This window comes from Caballeronia sp. Lep1P3 (assembly GCF_022879595.1).
Classification (GTDB): Bacteria; Pseudomonadota; Gammaproteobacteria; order Burkholderiales; family Burkholderiaceae; genus Caballeronia.
Genome location: NZ_CP084266.1, coordinates 76,849 through 91,205 on the forward strand (window position 1 = coordinate 76,849; position 14,357 = coordinate 91,205).

The window sequence follows — 14,357 nt, forward strand, 5'->3', positions numbered from 1 at the left end:
TTCCTCGCCCTCGATCCCGCGCCATGCAACAGGACTCATCCCCCCGCCCGACCGTTGCCGAAATTTTCACCGGCTTTCTGACGCTCGGCCTCACCGCGTTCGGCGGCGCGCTGCCGCTTGCGCGCCGCGAAATCGTCGAGCGCCGCAAGTGGCTCGATGCCGACGCCTTCACCGATCTGCTCGGCCTCTGCCAGTTTCTGCCGGGCGGCAACGTCATCAACCTGTCGGTGGCGCTCGGCATGCGTTTTCGCGGCGTGCCGGGCGCGCTCGCGGGCCTGCTCGGGCTGCTCGTCGGGCCGTCGCTGATCGTGATCGCGCTTGGCGTCGTCTATCAGCGCACGCATCAGGACCCGCGCGTCGCGCATCTGTTCGCGGGGCTGGCGGCGGCTGCGGCGGGGCTGCTCGTCGCGATGTCCGTCAAGATCATGTGGCCGCTGCGCAAGAAGCCGGAAGCGGCGGTCGTCGCGCTCGTGATGTTCGCGGCCATCGCGCTGTTTCGCACGCCGCTTCTCCCGTCGATGCTCGTCTTAACGCCGGTTTCCGTGCTGATCGCCTGGAAGGTGCGCCGATGAAAGACGATCTCTACTCGCTCGCCGCGATCTTCAGCCAGTTGTCGCTGCTCGCGTTCGGCGGCGGCAACACGATTCTTCCGGAGATGCAGCGGCAAGTCGTGCAGGTGCATCACTGGATGACGAAGGCGGATTTCTCCGCGCTCTTCGCGCTCGCGCAGGCCGCGCCGGGGCCGAACATGATGGTCGTCACGCTGATCGGCTGGCACGTCGCGGGATGGCCGGGCGTGCTCGTCACGTCGCTGGCGAAGTTCGGGCCGTCGTCGCTCGTGACCATCGCCGCGCTGCACGCGTGGGAGCGTTTCAAGGACCGTCCGTGGCGGCGATACATCCAGCTCGGACTCGCGCCGATCACGGTCGGGCTGGTCGCGGCGAGCGCGCTTCTGATCGCGGAGGCGTCGGACCGCACGGCGGCGCTGGCGGGCATCACGGCGGTCGTCGCGGCGCTCGCGTACCGGACGAAGCTGCATCCGCTGTGGCTGCTCGCGGGCGGCGCGTTGATCGGACTGACTGGCTTCGGGCAATAACGAAAGCGGGCAGGATTTCTGCTCCTCCCAAGCCGATGCACACACAAAGGAACGCGCCATGACCATGACCACCGAATACGCGAAGACCGCGCCCGAACGCAGCGAAGTGGACGCGATGACCGGCCCGATCGTCGTCGAGTTCGGCACCGACTGGTGCGGCTTTTGCCGCGCCGCGCAGCCGCTCATCGCGCAGGCGTTCCAGGCGCATCGCGACGTGCATCACATCAAGATCGAGGATGGCCCCGGCCGGCCGCTCGGCCGCTCGTTTCGCGTGAAGCTCTGGCCGACGCTCGTTTTCATGCTCGGCGGCAAGGAAGTCGCGCGGCTCGTGCGTCCCGGCGATGTCGGGGAGATCCGCGACGCGCTCGCGCTGATCGACGAGCCGCTCGCCCAATGACGGGGCGCCGCTAAGGGTTATCGCCAGAGAGACGGCGGCGCGGTCAACTTGTATGATGACCCGATGACTTTACAAGACTCGCCGCCGCGCATGTTCGAGAAAATCCCGCCTCGCGCGCTTTCCGACACGGTCGCGCAGCAATTGCAGAAGCTGATCGAGGCCGGCAGCTTTGCCGCCACCGGCAAGCTGCCGAGCGAAGCCGTGCTCGCGCAGGAATTCGGCGTGAGCCGCACGGTAATCCGCGAGGCCGTCTCGCGTCTCAAGAACGAAGGCATGGTCGAGCCGCGACAGGGCAGCGGCGTGTTCATCGTCGAGCGCGCGGGCATCCGGCCGCTGCGCATCGACTACGCGCAGGCCGTCGAGCCGGGCGCGGTCGTGCAGATTCTCGCGCTGCGCCGGGCGATCGAAGCCGAAGTTGCATCCGAAGCCGCGATGCATCGCACCGGCGCGCAGATGGACGCGATCGATGCCGCGCTCGCCCGCATCGGCGATGCCGTGCGCGAAGGCCGCGACGGCGTGGCCGAAGACGTCGCGTTTCATCGCGAGATCGCGAACGCGACGGGCAATCCGTATTTCCTGAAGACGCTCGCCTTTCTGAACCAATATCTGGAAGCCGGCACGCTCGTCACGCGCGGCAACGAAGCGCTGCGCGAGGATTTCTCGCGGCAGGTGCGCGAAGAGCACGCCGCCATCGCGGACGCGATCCGCGCGGGCGATCCCACGGCGGCGCGCAACGCGGCGCAAGCGCATCTCTATAACGCCGCGCGCCGTCTCGGGCAAGCCGGCATCCGCTAACCTCACTCGAAGGGAATCGCCATGTCAAGAAACGTGGGAGTCATCGGCCTGGGCGCAATGGGAATGGGCGTCGCGCGTTCGCTGTTGCGCGCGGGCTTCGCCGTCCATGCCTGCGACGTGCGCCGCGAAACGCTCGATGCATTCGCCGCGGAAGGCGGCGTCGCGTGCGCGTCGCCGGCGGAATTGGGCGGCAAGTGCGATGTCGTCGTGACGCTCGTCGTCAATGCGGCGCAGACGCAGGCCGTGCTCTTCGGCGAAAACGGCGCGCTCGACGCGATGAAACCCGGCGGCGTCGTGCTCGCGTGCGCGACCGTCGCGCCGGATTTCGCGGTGTCGCTCGCCGCGCGCATCGCGGAAAAAGGCGTGCTGATGCTCGATGCGCCCGTGTCCGGCGGCGCGGCGAAGGCGGCGAGCGGCGAAATGACGATGATGACCTCCGGCCCCGCCGACGCCTACGCCGCATGCGAAGACGTGCTGGCCGCGATCGCGGGCAAGGTCTACCGGCTCGGCGACGCGCACGGCGCGGGCTCGAAGGTGAAGATCATCAATCAGTTGCTCGCGGGCGTGCACATCGCGGCTGCGGCCGAGGCGATGGCGCTCGGCTTGCGCGAAGGCGTCGATCCGGACGCGCTCTACGATGTCATCACGCACAGCGCCGGCAACTCGTGGATGTTCGAGAACCGCGTGCCGCACATTCTCGCGGGCGACTACACGCCGCTTTCCGCCGTCGACATCTTCGTGAAAGACCTGGGCCTCGTGCTCGACACGGCGCGCGCGACGAAATTTCCGCTGCCGCTTTCGGCTGCGGCGCATCAGATGTTCATGATGGCGTCCACCGCCGGGCACGGCGGCGAGGACGATTCGGCGGTCATCAGGATTTTTCCGGGCATCGACATTCCGAAGGGAGCGAAATGATGGCGGACGCATTGCTGGGCTGCATCGCGGACGATTTCACCGGCGCCACCGATCTCGCGAACATGCTCGTGCGCGGCGGCATGCGCACCGTGCAGACCATCGGCGTGCCGGAGGTCGACGCGCGAATCGAAGCCGACGCGATCGTCGTCGCGCTGAAATCGCGCACCATTCCCGCCGCCGACGCCGTGCGCCAGTCGCTCGACGCACTGCAATGGCTGCGCGCGCAAGGCTGCCGCCAGTTCGTCTTCAAGTACTGCTCGACGTTCGATTCGACGGACGAGGGCAACATCGGCCCCGTCGCGGACGCGCTGCTCGACGCGCTCGGAAGCGACTTCACCATCGCGTGCTCCGCGTTTCCCGAAACCGGCCGCACGATCTTTCGCGGCAATCTGTTCGTCGGCGACGTGCTGCTGAGCGAATCGGGCATGGAGCATCACCCGCTCACGCCGATGACCGACCCGAACCTCGTGCGCGTCTTGCAGCGTCAGACGCAATCGAAGGTCGGGCTGATTCGCTACGACGCGATCGCGAAGGGCGCGGACGCGGTTCGCGCGCGCATCGGCGAACTGAAGCGCGACGGCGTGCGTCTCGCGATTGCCGACGCGATCTCCGACGCCGATCTCCACACGCTCGGCGAGGCGTGCCGCGACCTTCCGCTGATTACGGGCGGCTCGGGCATCGCGCTCGGCCTGCCGCAGAACTTCCGCGCGACGGGTCTGCTCGCGCATGCGGAGCACGCCGCCGACTTGCCCGGCATCGAAGGAAAGGCGGTCGTGCTGGCGGGCAGCGCGTCGAAAGCGACGAATGCGCAGGTCGCGCAATGGCGCGCATCGAAGCCGAGCTTGCGCATCGACCCGCTGGCGCTCGCGCGCGGCGAACCCGTCGTCGATGAAGCAGTGGAATTCGCGCGCAATCAGACCGCGCTCATCTACGCGACGACATCGCCCGACGAAGTGAAAGCCGTTCAAAAGGAACTCGGCGTGGAGCGCGCGGGGCAACTCGTCGAAGACGCGCTCGCGTCGATCGCGCGCCGCTTGCGCGACCACGGCGTGACGAAGTTCGTCGTCGCGGGCGGCGAGACATCGGGCGCTGTGGTGCAGGCGCTCGGCGTGCGCAGTTTGCGCATCGGGCCGCAGATCGATCCCGGCGTGCCGGCGACGCAATCCATCGGCGCGGACGACGACACCCACACACAAGCACCGCTCGCGCTCGCGCTCAAGTCCGGCAATTTCGGCGCGACGGATTTCTTCGAAAAAGCGCTGAACGCACTGAACGCGCCGAAGGCACTGTGATGGCATCGACCGAAACGCTGATCCGCGAGGAAATCTGCATCACGGGCAAGAGCCTGTACGAGCGCCGCTATACGGTCGGGAGCGCGGGCAACATCAGCGCGCGTCTCGACGACGGCTGGCTCATCACGCCGACCGACGCCTGTCTCGGCCGGCTCGATCCGAACGACATCGCGAAAGTCGATTTCGACGGCAATCACGTGTCGGGCGGACGGCCGTCGAAGACGCTCGCGCTGCATCGCCGCATCTACGAAAACAACGGACAGACGCGCGGCGTCGTGCATACGCATTCGACGCATCTCGTCGCGCTCACGCTCGCGGGCGTCTGGCGCGCCGGCGACGTGCTGCCGCCCATCACGCCGTACTACGTGATGAAAGTCGGCCATGTGCCGCTGATTCCGTATCGCAGGCCGGGAGACCCCGCCGTCGCCGAAGAAGTCGCGGCGCTCGCCTCGACCGTGCGCGCCGTGCTGCTGGAACGGCTCGGGCCGGTCGTGTGGGAGAAGTCGGTCTCGCACGCGTCGTATGCGCTCGAAGAACTGGAAGAAACCGCGCAACTCTATCTTTCGACGACGCCGCGCCCCGAGCCTTTGCCCGACGCCGCCATCGACGAATTGCGCACGCTGTTCGGCGCACGCTGGTAGCCGCCGGACCGCAACGACAACACGCCCAAGGAGAACTCGCGATGCCCCGCTTCGCCGCCAATCTGACGATGATGTACACCGAACACGCGTTCCTCGACCGCTTCGCCGCCGCCGCGAAGGACGGCTTCGAGGCCGTGGAATTCCTGTTCCCGTATGACTTTCCCGCCGCCGACATCAAGGCGCGGCTCGCGGACAACGGACTCACGCAGGCGCTCTTCAACGCGCCGCCCGGCGACTGGGCGGCGGGCGAGCGCGGCATCGCGTCGTTGCCGGGGCGCGAGGACGAATTCCGCCAGAGCGTCGACAAGGCGCTCGAATACACGGCGCTTCTCGGCAATAAGAAGCTGCATGTGATGGCGGGCCTGATCGCGCCGGACCAGCCGCGCGAAGCGCATCGCGCGGTGTATCTGAAGAACGTGGAATACGCGGCGAAGGCGGCGCAATCGGCGGGCGTCGGCATCGTGCTGGAGCCGATCAACACGCGCGATATTCCCGGCTTCTTCCTGAATCGTCAGGACGAAGCGCAAGCCATTTGCGACGAAATCGGCGCGCCGAATCTGCAAGTGCAGTTCGACATCTATCACTGCCAGATCGTCGAAGGCGATATCGCCGTCAAGCTCAAGCGCGACATGAAGCGGCCGAACGCGGGCATCGGGCACATCCAAATTGCGGGCGTGCCGGATCGCAACGAGCCGGATATCGGCGAACTCAACTATCCGTATCTCTTCGATCTGATCGACTCGCTCGGCTACGACGGATGGATCGGCTGCGAATACCGGCCGAAAGCGGCGACGTCCGACGGCCTCGGCTGGCTCAAGCCGTATCTCTGAACGAAGCGGAGCGATCGAACATGAAAATTCTCATTACCGGCGGCGCGGGCTTTCTCGGTCAGCGGCTCGCGAAGCGCCTGCTCGAACGCGGCACGCTCGACGGCCAGCCCGTCACGGAACTCGTGCTGCTCGACGTCGCGCGTCCCGCCGACGCGACGCTCCTGTCCGACGCGCGCGTGCGCGCCGAAACCGGCGATATTTCGGATCGCGCGGTGCTGGACCGCCTGATCGATACGGACACGCAGGCGATCTTCCATCTCGCGGCCATCGTGTCGGGCCAGGCGGAAGCCGACTTCGATCTCGGCATGCGCATCAATCTCGATGCATCGCGCGCGCTGCTCGAAGCGTGCCGCAGCGCGGGGCACGCGCCGCGCGTCGTGTTCACGAGCTCGGTCGCGGTCTATGGCGGCACGCTGCCCGACGTCGTTCAGGACGACACCGCGCTCAATCCGCAATCGTCGTATGGAACGCAAAAGGCGATCGCCGAATTGCTGCTCTGCGACTATGCGCGGCGCGGCTTCGTCGATGGCCGCGTGCTGCGGCTGCCGACCATCAGCGTGCGTCCCGGCAAGCCGAACGCGGCGGCGTCGTCGTTCGCGAGCGGCATCATTCGCGAGCCGCTGAACGGCGAACGCTCGACGTGTCCCGTCGACGGCGAAACGCGGCTCTGGCTGCTGTCGCCCCAAAGCGCGATCGATGCGCTGATCGCCGGCTGCGAACTCGACCGCGCGACGCTCGGCAATCGTCCGGTCGTGAATCTGCCGGGCTTGTCGGTGAGCGTGAACGAGATGGTCGCGGCGCTGCGCGAAGTGGCCGGCGACGAAGCCGTCGCGCGCATCGACTGGCAGCGCGACGAGCGCATCGGGAAGATCGTCGAAAGCTGGCCGGGCGCGTGGAACACGTCGCGCGCCGAGCAACTCGGTCTCACGGGCGACGCGTCGTTCGCGGACGTCATCCGCGCCTACATCAGCGAGCAGCGCGCCTGATGCCTGACGCTCACGCATGGCGCCGCGCGGGCTGCGCGGTGTCATGCTTACATCTCCGTTTCCGCGCTACACTCATCCCTTAAATGTGACGAAGGCCGCAGCGGACCCTGGGCATTCGATGCCCGTCTCTCCCTGATCCCGCCGCTCTCGCGCGGCAAGCGCCTCGCCACGTCAATATGCCGTCGCGCACGCGGGAGATTCCCATGCTGCTCCATCAGCTAGTCGATCGTTTCGGCCCGGCGATCGTTTTCGTCAACGTCATGGGCTCCGCGCTCGGGCTGCCCGTGCCCGCGATGCCGACGATGATCGTCGTCGGCGCGTCCATCGCGCTGATGGCCGTGAACGGCGCGGCGTTCTGGCCGCCGCTCGTCGGCGTGCTGTGCGTCGCGGTGGCGGGCGGCGTTATCGGCGATCTCGTCTGGTTCCAGGGCGGGCGCAAGTACGGCGACCGCACGCTCAAGACCATCTGCAAGCTGTCCTTGTCGCGCGATACCTGCGTGAAGCAGACCGAACGCTTCTTCGGTCGCTGGGGCGTGCGGATTCTGCTCGTCGCGAAGTTCATCCCCGGTCTTTCGCTCGTGTCGGTGCCGCTCGCCGGCGCGATGGGCGTGCGCCTGCGCAGCTTCGTCGCGCACGACGGCGCGGGCATCGCGCTCTGGGGCGCGGTCGGCCTGGCCGTTGGCGTGATCTTCGCGGCCGAGCTGGAGATGGTCTTCGCGATGATCTCGCGGCTCGGGCGGCAGGCGGTGATGGTCGTCGCCGTGCTGCTCGCGATCTACGTGGCGTATCGCTGGTGGCGTCGCCGCGCGCTGATGGCAACGCTCGAGAAGGCGCGCATCACCGTGGACGATCTCTACGCGCTGATGCACGGCGAGCCGCTGCCCGTGATCTTCGACATCCGTTCGCCCGAGAAGCGCATGCTCGATCCCTTCGCCATTCCCGGCGCGGTCTTCGCCGACGAGCGCGAGCTGCAGAAGATCATCGAGGGCTACGACAAGTCGCGCAAGCTCGTCATTTACTGCTCGTGTCCGAACGAAGTATCGGCGGCGTGGATGGCGAAAACCCTGCGCGACGCGGGCTTCAACGACGTGCTCCCCCTTACCGGCGGACTGGACGCCTGGCGGCTCGCCGGCTTCGATGTCGCGAAGCTGACCGAGTTCGGCGAACTGGTCGCGGCCACGCCCGAGGAAGCGGAGCAGCTCGCGGCCACCTGTTCGCTGCCCCTCGTGCAGCAGGCGGCTGCGGCGTCGCTGCATGAGGCCGGCCTGCCGCACGTACCTCACGGAGATCGCGCATGAGCACCGCGCCGGACAGCAAGCACAACGAGCCGATGCCGGATGTCGTCGCGTGGAGTCCGGGCATGCCGCCGCCCGACGATTCCAGCGCCGCGCAAGGCGCGCCCGCGCCCGATGGCGACAGCGCGCCGTTCTCGCCGCTGCACACGCGCGCGCATCAGATGTTTCCGCGCCTGACCGATGACGAAATCAAGCGCACGAGCCGCTTCGGGACGGCGGCGCGCTGGCGTGCGGGCGACTGGATGTTCCGCATGGGCGATGCGGGCCGCGGCATGGTCATCATCCTGAAGGGGCGCGTGCGCGTCACCCGGCGCGATGCGCTCGGCAGTTCGCATCTCATCGGCGAACACGGGCCGGGGCATTTCATGGCCGAAGTCGCGCAGCTTTCCGGCAAGCCGTGTCTCGTCGACGGCATGGCGGCCGAGGATGTCGAAGGCATCGTGGTGCCGCCGGAGCGGTTGCGCGCGCTGCTCGTCGCGGAGGCGGAACTCGGCGAGCGCATCATGCGCGCGCTGATTTTGCGGCGCGTCGGGCTGATCGAGAAGGGCAGCGGGCCGGTGCTGCTCGGCCAGTCCGACGATGGCCGGCTCGTTTCGCTGCAAGGCTTCCTGCGGCGCAACGGCTATCCGCACACGGTCATCGACGCCTGCTCGGACCCGGACGCCATCGCGCTGCTCGAACGCATTTCGGCATCGACCGCGGATTTTCCGCTCGTCATCTGTCCGGATGGCACCGTGCTGCGCGCGCCCGACGAGAATCAGGTCGCGACGCAGCTCGGCTGGCTGCCGGAATTCGATTCCGAGCATGTTTATGACGTCGCTGTCGTCGGCGCGGGGCCGGCGGGTCTCGCGACGGCGGTGTACGCGGCATCCGAAGGGCTTTCGGTGGCCGTGTTCGATTGCCGCGCGCCGGGCGGACAGGCGGGCGCGAGTTCGCGCATCGAGAACTATCTCGGCTTTCCGACCGGCATCTCGGGTCAGGCGCTCGCGGGGCGCGCGTTCGTGCAGGCGCAGAAGTTCGGCGCGCATATCGCGATTCCGACGCGCATCAAGGCGCTGCACTGCGGGGCATCGCCGATTCAGATCGAACTCGAAAACGGCACGCGCGTGACGACGCGAACGGTCGTGGTCGCGTCGGGCGCGGCGTATCGGCGGCCGGCCATCGAAGGGCTGGAACGCTACGAAGGGCGCGGCACGTACTACTGGGCGTCGCCGGTCGAGGCGAAGCTCTGCAAGAACGCGGAAGTGGTGCTGGTCGGCGGCGGGAATTCGGCGGGACAGGCCGTCGTGTATCTCGCCACGCACGCTAAGCACGTTCATGTGCTGGTGCGCGGCGGCGGGCTGGCGGCGAGCATGTCGCATTATCTGGTCGAGCGCATCGGCTCGTTGCCGAACGTGACGGTTCGCACGCATACGCAGATCACGTCGCTCGAAGGCGATGACCGCGCGCTCACCGCCATCCACTGCAAGACGCCGGATGGACCGCTCACGCTCGAATCGCGGCATCTGTTTCTCTTCACCGGCGCCGACCCGAATACGGACTGGTTGCGCGATTGCAGCGTGAACGTCGATGGAAAGGGCTTCGTGCTGACCGGCCCCGAGGCGCATGGCGGACGCACGCAGGGCGTGATGGGACTGGAGACGAGCGTGCCGGGCGTGTTCGCCATCGGCGACGTGCGGTCCAGTTCGACGAAGCGCGTCGCGGCGGCGGTGGGCGAGGGCGCGGCGGTCGTCGCGCAGATTCACGCGCTGCTCGCGCAACGCGAGGCGATGGGCGTCGCGCAGACTTGACTGCCTGTTGACTTACACGCGCGCCGGAAAGCGCAGCGTGAATTCGATCCACCCGTCCGGCGTGCATGCAGCCGAGGCGCTGCCGCCGTGCATGCGCATGATCGCCTGAACGATGGAAAGCCCGAGCCCGCTCGATTCCGTCCACTGGCTGCGCGCCGCGTCGCCGCGATAGAAGCGGTCGAAGAGCCGCGCGAGTTCTTCATCGCGGATCGGCGCGCCGCGATTTCCCACGACGATGCGCGCGCCCGCCGCATCCGCGTGGCCCGCGAGACGCACGACGGTGCCCGCCGTCGCATACCGCACCGCATTCACGACGACGTTGCCGATCGCGCGCCGGCACATGATCGCGTTCGCGTGCATGTCGCCGCTGGCGTCGATGGCGAACGCAATGCGACGCTCTTCCGCGATGCCCTCGAAATACGCCGCGATGGTTTCGAGTTCTTCCCGGATGTCGAGCCGCTCGCGCTCGATGTCCTGCTGCCCGTCATCGGCCTGCGCGAGAAACAGAATGTTCTGGGCGATGCGCGCAAGCCGCTCCAGTTCCTCCAGATTCGATTCGAGCACGCTCCGGTATTCCGCCACGCTGCGCTCGTGCGCGAGCGTCACTTGCGTCTCGCCGATCAACACGCCGATCGGCGTGCGGACTTCGTGCGCGAGATCCGCCGAGAATTGCAGCAGACGTTCGTAGCCGTTTTCCAGGCGATCGAGCATCGCGTTGAACGATGCGGCGAGGCTTTGCAATTCCGCCGGCGCGTGCGCCACGTCGAGCCGCGCGGACATGCGGTTCGGCGTGATTTCGGCGGCTTTGCCGGCCATCAGCTTGAGCGGCATGAGACCGCGGCTCGTGACCCAGTACGCGAGCAGCATCGTCACCAGCACCGCGCCGATGACCGTCAGCCACACGCGTTCGAGATACGCCGAGAGCACGCGCGCTTCCTGCGTCATCACGTGCGCCGCGATGATCTCGACCACTTCGCCGCTATCGCCGATGCGCGCCTGCGCCCCGAGCCAGCGCATGCGCACGCCATCGGCGCGCGTGCCTTCGTAGAGATCGTCCAGTCCGACCGCGCGGCTCACCGGCACGATATCGAGCGGCGGCAGCGGCATGCGTTCGGGATTCACGTTGATGAAAGGCGCGGCGCCCGCGCGCCGAAAGAGAATCACGTCCTGCCGGTCGCCGAGCATCGTTTCGAAAAGCCTCGGGCGCGCTTCGATTTCGTTGATCGTGTAAAGGTCGTGCAGCAGCGAGCGAAAGTGTTCGACGCGGCCGATCAATTGATAGTCGGCGCGCGTGGAAAGCGCCGAATTCGTCGCCTGATAAAGCGACGCGCCGACCATGCCGACCACCACGCAGACGATCGCCGCGAACGAAAGCGCGATGCGTACCGCGAGCGAGCGCGAAGGCCGGTTCAAGCGTCTTCCCCGAACGAATAGCCGATGCTGCGCACCGTGTGAATGAGCTTCACGTCGAACGGATTGTCGATCTTCGCGCGCAGACGTTTGACTGCGACATCGACCACGTTGGTGTCGCTATCGAAGTTCATGTCCCACACTTCGGACGCGATGAGCGTGCGCGACAGCGCCTCGCCCTGACGCTTGCAGAAGAGATGCAGCAGCGCGAATTCCTTGTTCGTGAGCACGATGTCGATGCCCTTGCGCGTGACCTTGCGGCGCAAAACATCGACATGCAGATCGGCAATCTGGAAGGTATCGGATTCGCGCATCACGCCGCGGCGCAGCAGCGTGCGAATGCGCAGCACGAGTTCGGTGAACGAAAACGGCTTGACGAGGTAATCGTCCGCGCCGAGTTCGAGGCCGTGAATGCGGTCGGAGACGTGGTCACGCGCCGTGAGAAAAATGACAGGCAAGTCACGCTTTGCGCGCAATGCGGCCATCACTTGCCATCCGTCGATGCCGGGCAGCATCACGTCGAGCACGATCAGTTCGTAGGCGTTCGCCAGCGCCTGATGCAGACCGTCCGTGCCGTTGCGCACGAGATCGACCTGATAGCCGGACTCGATGAGCCCTTTTTTCAGGTAGTCGCCGGTCTTGCGGTCGTCTTCGATCACGAGGATGGTCATGCGCGCGGGCTTCGTCATTAACGTTGATGCCATTCTAGCCAGCGTCTTCGCGCGCCTCGCCGATGATGACAAAAAAGTCATCGAGTCGTCATCGATGGATCAGCGCCGCGCCGCTAGCATGCGATTCATGCTCGCTAACCTATCCCCCTAACGCATCGCGAGGCCCGACGTGCAGCAACGAACGCTTCAGCCGCTATGGCTGCGCATCACGCACTGGCTCAACGCGCTTGCCATCGTCGTCATGGTGACGAGTGGCTGGCAAATCTACGACGCATCGCCGATCTTCAAGGGCTTCACGTTTCCTTCGTCGATCACGCTCGGCGGCTGGCTCGGCGGCGCGCTGCAATGGCACTTCGCCGCGATGTGGCTCCTCGTCGTCAACTTCATCGTCTACGTTGCGATGAACCTTGCGACCGGCCGCTTTCGCGAGCGCATGTTTCCGTTGAGCATCAAAAGCGTGATACGCGATGCGCTCGCCGCATTGCGCGGCAAGCTCGGCCACGATGACCTCGCGCATTACAACGCCGTGCAGAAGCTAGCGTATCTCGCGGTGATCGTCGATATCGTCGTGATCGTGCTGTCGGGCCTCGTCGTGTGGAAGTCCGTGCAGTTCCCGTTGCTTCGCACGCTCATGGGCGGCTACGACAATGCCCGCGTCGTGCATTTCTTCGGCATGAGTTTTCTGGTTGCGTTCGTGGCGCTGCACGTCGCGATGGTCGCGCTCGTGCCGCGTTCGCTCCTGCTGATGATAAGAGGACGTTGAAGCCATGCCGATCCGTCGATCAGACCCGACTGCCCCGAAGCTCGATGCGCAGTCCATCATCAAGGACGCCGCGAAGGAACTGAAAGCGCCCGCGCGACGTTTGTTCGGCAAGCGCATTCTTTCGCTGGGTGGCCTCGTGATGCTGTCGGGCTGCAATATCACCGACGACAATTCCGTGAACGCGATGCTGCGCAAGATATCGTCCTTCAACGACGACGCGCAGGCGCTGCTCTTCGATCCGAACACGCTCGCGCCGACGTATCCCGAGTCGATGATTACGCGGCCGTTTCCGTTCAACGCGTTCTACGACATCGACGAAGTGCCGGAAGTCGATGCATCGGCATACAGGCTGCAAGTGGGCGGACGCGTCAACGGCAAGCGCGTGTGGACGCTCGACGAGCTTCACGCGATGCCGCAGGAAAGCCAGATTACGCGGCACATTTGCATCGAAGGATGGAGCGCGATCGGCAAATGGGGCGGCGTGCGCTTCGCGCATTTTCTGGCGCGCGCGGGCGCGGATACGAGCGCGAAGTACGTTGCGTTCCATTGCGCGGATAACTATTCGACGAGCATCGACATGCCGACCGCGCTGCACGCGCAGACGCTGCTCACGCTCACCTACGACGGCCAGATCCTGCCGCCGAAATACGGCTTCCCGATGAAGCTGCGCATGCCGACCAAGCTCGGCTACAAGAACCCGAAGCATATCGTCGCGATCACCGTGACGAACGATTATCCCGGCGGCTATTGGGAGAACCAGGGCTACAACTGGTTCGGCGGTTCCTGAGGACGCTTCTGTTTCAAACGCGCTTTTTGTCGTTCCACTCAAAGGAGATTGCATGTCGATCCGCATGAAACTCGGCGTCAGCATCGCGGCGCTCGCACTGACGAGCGCCGCCTTCGCGGACACGCCCGCCGCCAAGCCCACGCGCATTCGCGGCGATATCGTCGCGCTGTCGGGCGATACGTTGACGGTGCATCGTCGTAGCGGCGATACGGTCAAGATCGCGGTGAAGTCGGATACGCCCGTCACCGCGCTCAAGAACATCCGGCTGCAGGACATCAAGCCGGGCGAATTCGTCGGCACGGCGGCGACCGCCGGCACCGACGGCAAGCTCACGGCAACCGAAGTCCTCGTGTTCCCGGAAGCGGCGCGCGGCACCGGCGAAGGCCATTACGCGTGGGATCTCGGTCCGCAAAGCTCGATGACGAACGCCAACGTCGATCAGGTGGTGCAGGGCACGAGCGGCCGCGATCTCAAGCTCTCGTACAAGGGCGGATCGAACTCGGTGACGGTGCCGGAGAACGTGCCCGTCGTCACGTTCGCGCCGGCTTCGCATGACGATTTGAAGCCGGGCAAGAAGGTATTCGTCCTGGCGAGTCCGGCGGGTGGGGAGTTTGCCGCGCAGCGGATCGTCGTCGAGAAGGATGGCGTTGCGCCGCCGATGTGACGCGCGGGCGGGCGCTGTAACGCGC

Annotated in this window: 16 protein-coding genes; 14 read left to right on the plus strand and 2 right to left on the minus strand. The window is 66.2% G+C overall.

Annotated features, from left to right (window positions below; genetic code table 11):
- Positions 1-23: 23 nt before the first annotated feature.
- From LDZ27_RS14885 to LDZ27_RS14935, 11 genes are all read left to right on the plus strand, one after another.
- Positions 24-572 (plus strand): chromate transporter, encoded by a 549-nt coding sequence (locus tag LDZ27_RS14885; RefSeq protein WP_244816766.1) that lies wholly within the window; start codon positions 24-26, stop codon positions 570-572.
- On the plus strand, positions 569-1,096 hold the full coding sequence (locus tag LDZ27_RS14890) for a chromate transporter (RefSeq protein ID WP_244816767.1): 528 nt from the start codon (positions 569-571) through the stop codon (positions 1,094-1,096). The genes LDZ27_RS14885 and LDZ27_RS14890 overlap by 4 nt, the downstream gene beginning before the upstream one ends.
- A gap of 58 nt (positions 1,097-1,154) precedes the next feature.
- Positions 1,155-1,493, plus strand: coding sequence for a thioredoxin family protein (locus LDZ27_RS14895; RefSeq protein ID WP_244816768.1), 339 nt, complete (start codon positions 1,155-1,157; stop codon positions 1,491-1,493).
- Between the two features lie 90 nt (positions 1,494-1,583).
- Positions 1,584-2,288, plus strand: coding sequence for a FadR/GntR family transcriptional regulator (locus LDZ27_RS14900; protein ID WP_244817281.1), 705 nt, complete (start codon positions 1,584-1,586; stop codon positions 2,286-2,288).
- 21 nt (positions 2,289-2,309) lie between these two features.
- On the plus strand, positions 2,310-3,203 hold the full coding sequence (gene ltnD, locus LDZ27_RS14905) for an L-threonate dehydrogenase (RefSeq protein ID WP_244816769.1): 894 nt from the start codon (positions 2,310-2,312) through the stop codon (positions 3,201-3,203).
- On the plus strand, positions 3,200-4,495 hold the full coding sequence (gene otnK / locus LDZ27_RS14910) for a 3-oxo-tetronate kinase (protein ID WP_370653425.1): 1,296 nt from the start codon (positions 3,200-3,202) through the stop codon (positions 4,493-4,495). Before ltnD ends, otnK begins: the two co-directional genes overlap by 4 nt.
- A complete protein-coding gene (locus tag LDZ27_RS14915; RefSeq protein ID WP_244816770.1) occupies positions 4,495-5,136 on the plus strand; it encodes an aldolase in 642 nt (213 codons plus the stop codon). The genes otnK and LDZ27_RS14915 overlap by 1 nt, the downstream gene beginning before the upstream one ends.
- Before the next feature lie 41 nt (positions 5,137-5,177).
- Positions 5,178-5,966: a 2-oxo-tetronate isomerase gene (gene otnI / locus LDZ27_RS14920; RefSeq protein ID WP_244816771.1), complete on the plus strand. Its 789-nt coding sequence runs from the start codon at positions 5,178-5,180 to the stop codon at positions 5,964-5,966.
- A gap of 20 nt (positions 5,967-5,986) precedes the next feature.
- Positions 5,987-6,952 carry a D-erythronate dehydrogenase gene (gene denD / locus LDZ27_RS14925; RefSeq protein WP_244816772.1) on the plus strand — a complete coding sequence of 322 codons (966 nt, stop codon included), beginning with the start codon at positions 5,987-5,989 and terminating at the stop codon, positions 6,950-6,952.
- Positions 6,953-7,158: 206 nt separating this feature from the next.
- On the plus strand, positions 7,159-8,250 hold the full coding sequence (locus LDZ27_RS14930; protein WP_370653449.1) for a DedA family protein/thiosulfate sulfurtransferase GlpE: 1,092 nt from the start codon (positions 7,159-7,161) through the stop codon (positions 8,248-8,250).
- A 62-nt stretch (positions 8,251-8,312) separates the two neighbouring features.
- Positions 8,313-10,037: an FAD-dependent oxidoreductase gene (locus LDZ27_RS14935; protein ID WP_370653450.1), complete on the plus strand. Its 1,725-nt coding sequence runs from the start codon at positions 8,313-8,315 to the stop codon at positions 10,035-10,037.
- A gap of 12 nt (positions 10,038-10,049) precedes the next feature.
- Here the strand turns inward: LDZ27_RS14935 and LDZ27_RS14940 are convergent, their stop codons facing one another.
- Both LDZ27_RS14940 and LDZ27_RS14945 read right to left on the minus strand, forming a co-directional pair.
- The gene (locus tag LDZ27_RS14940; RefSeq protein ID WP_244816775.1) at positions 10,050-11,450 is read right to left on the minus strand and encodes a heavy metal sensor histidine kinase; all 1,401 of its coding nucleotides are present in this window, start codon (positions 11,448-11,450) and stop codon (positions 10,050-10,052) included.
- Positions 11,447-12,118, minus strand: coding sequence for a heavy metal response regulator transcription factor (locus LDZ27_RS14945; protein ID WP_244817283.1), 672 nt, complete (start codon positions 12,116-12,118; stop codon positions 11,447-11,449). Before LDZ27_RS14945 ends, LDZ27_RS14940 begins: the two co-directional genes overlap by 4 nt.
- A gap of 241 nt (positions 12,119-12,359) precedes the next feature.
- Between LDZ27_RS14945 and LDZ27_RS14950 the strand changes: the two genes are divergently transcribed.
- From LDZ27_RS14950 to LDZ27_RS14960, 3 genes are read left to right on the plus strand one after another with little or no spacing between them, the layout of a single operon-like run.
- Complete coding sequence (locus LDZ27_RS14950; protein WP_370653451.1) at positions 12,360-12,881, plus strand: cytochrome b/b6 domain-containing protein; 522 nt, start codon at positions 12,360-12,362, stop codon at positions 12,879-12,881.
- Positions 12,882-12,885: 4 nt separating this feature from the next.
- Positions 12,886-13,668, plus strand: a complete 783-nt coding sequence (locus tag LDZ27_RS14955; RefSeq protein ID WP_244816777.1) for a molybdopterin-dependent oxidoreductase — start codon at positions 12,886-12,888, stop codon at positions 13,666-13,668.
- A 52-nt stretch (positions 13,669-13,720) separates the two neighbouring features.
- Positions 13,721-14,332: a hypothetical protein gene (locus LDZ27_RS14960; RefSeq protein ID WP_244816778.1), complete on the plus strand. Its 612-nt coding sequence runs from the start codon at positions 13,721-13,723 to the stop codon at positions 14,330-14,332.
- Positions 14,333-14,357 lie beyond the last annotated feature (25 nt).

What these genes read in the sequence shown, in the direction of transcription:
- LDZ27_RS14885 (WP_244816766.1), top strand. Translation starts at nt 24, where the DNA reads ATGCAACAGGACTCATCCCCCCGCCCGACCGTTGCCGAAATTTTCACC.
- LDZ27_RS14890 (WP_244816767.1), top strand. Translation starts at nt 569, where the DNA reads ATGAAAGACGATCTCTACTCGCTCGCCGCGATCTTCAGCCAGTTGTCG.
- LDZ27_RS14895 (WP_244816768.1), top strand. Translation starts at nt 1,155, where the DNA reads ATGACCATGACCACCGAATACGCGAAGACCGCGCCCGAACGCAGCGAA.
- LDZ27_RS14900 (WP_244817281.1), top strand. Translation starts at nt 1,584, where the DNA reads ATGTTCGAGAAAATCCCGCCTCGCGCGCTTTCCGACACGGTCGCGCAG.
- ltnD (WP_244816769.1), top strand. Translation starts at nt 2,310, where the DNA reads ATGTCAAGAAACGTGGGAGTCATCGGCCTGGGCGCAATGGGAATGGGC.
- otnK (WP_370653425.1), top strand. Translation starts at nt 3,200, where the DNA reads ATGATGGCGGACGCATTGCTGGGCTGCATCGCGGACGATTTCACCGGC.
- LDZ27_RS14915 (WP_244816770.1), top strand. Translation starts at nt 4,495, where the DNA reads ATGGCATCGACCGAAACGCTGATCCGCGAGGAAATCTGCATCACGGGC.
- otnI (WP_244816771.1), top strand. Translation starts at nt 5,178, where the DNA reads ATGCCCCGCTTCGCCGCCAATCTGACGATGATGTACACCGAACACGCG.
- denD (WP_244816772.1), top strand. Translation starts at nt 5,987, where the DNA reads ATGAAAATTCTCATTACCGGCGGCGCGGGCTTTCTCGGTCAGCGGCTC.
- LDZ27_RS14935 (WP_370653450.1), top strand. Translation starts at nt 8,313, where the DNA reads ATGCCGCCGCCCGACGATTCCAGCGCCGCGCAAGGCGCGCCCGCGCCC.
- LDZ27_RS14945 (WP_244817283.1), bottom strand. Translation starts at nt 12,118, where the DNA reads ATGACCATCCTCGTGATCGAAGACGACCGCAAGACCGGCGACTACCTG.
- LDZ27_RS14950 (WP_370653451.1), top strand. Translation starts at nt 12,360, where the DNA reads ATGGTGACGAGTGGCTGGCAAATCTACGACGCATCGCCGATCTTCAAG.
- LDZ27_RS14955 (WP_244816777.1), top strand. Translation starts at nt 12,886, where the DNA reads ATGCCGATCCGTCGATCAGACCCGACTGCCCCGAAGCTCGATGCGCAG.
- LDZ27_RS14960 (WP_244816778.1), top strand. Translation starts at nt 13,721, where the DNA reads ATGTCGATCCGCATGAAACTCGGCGTCAGCATCGCGGCGCTCGCACTG.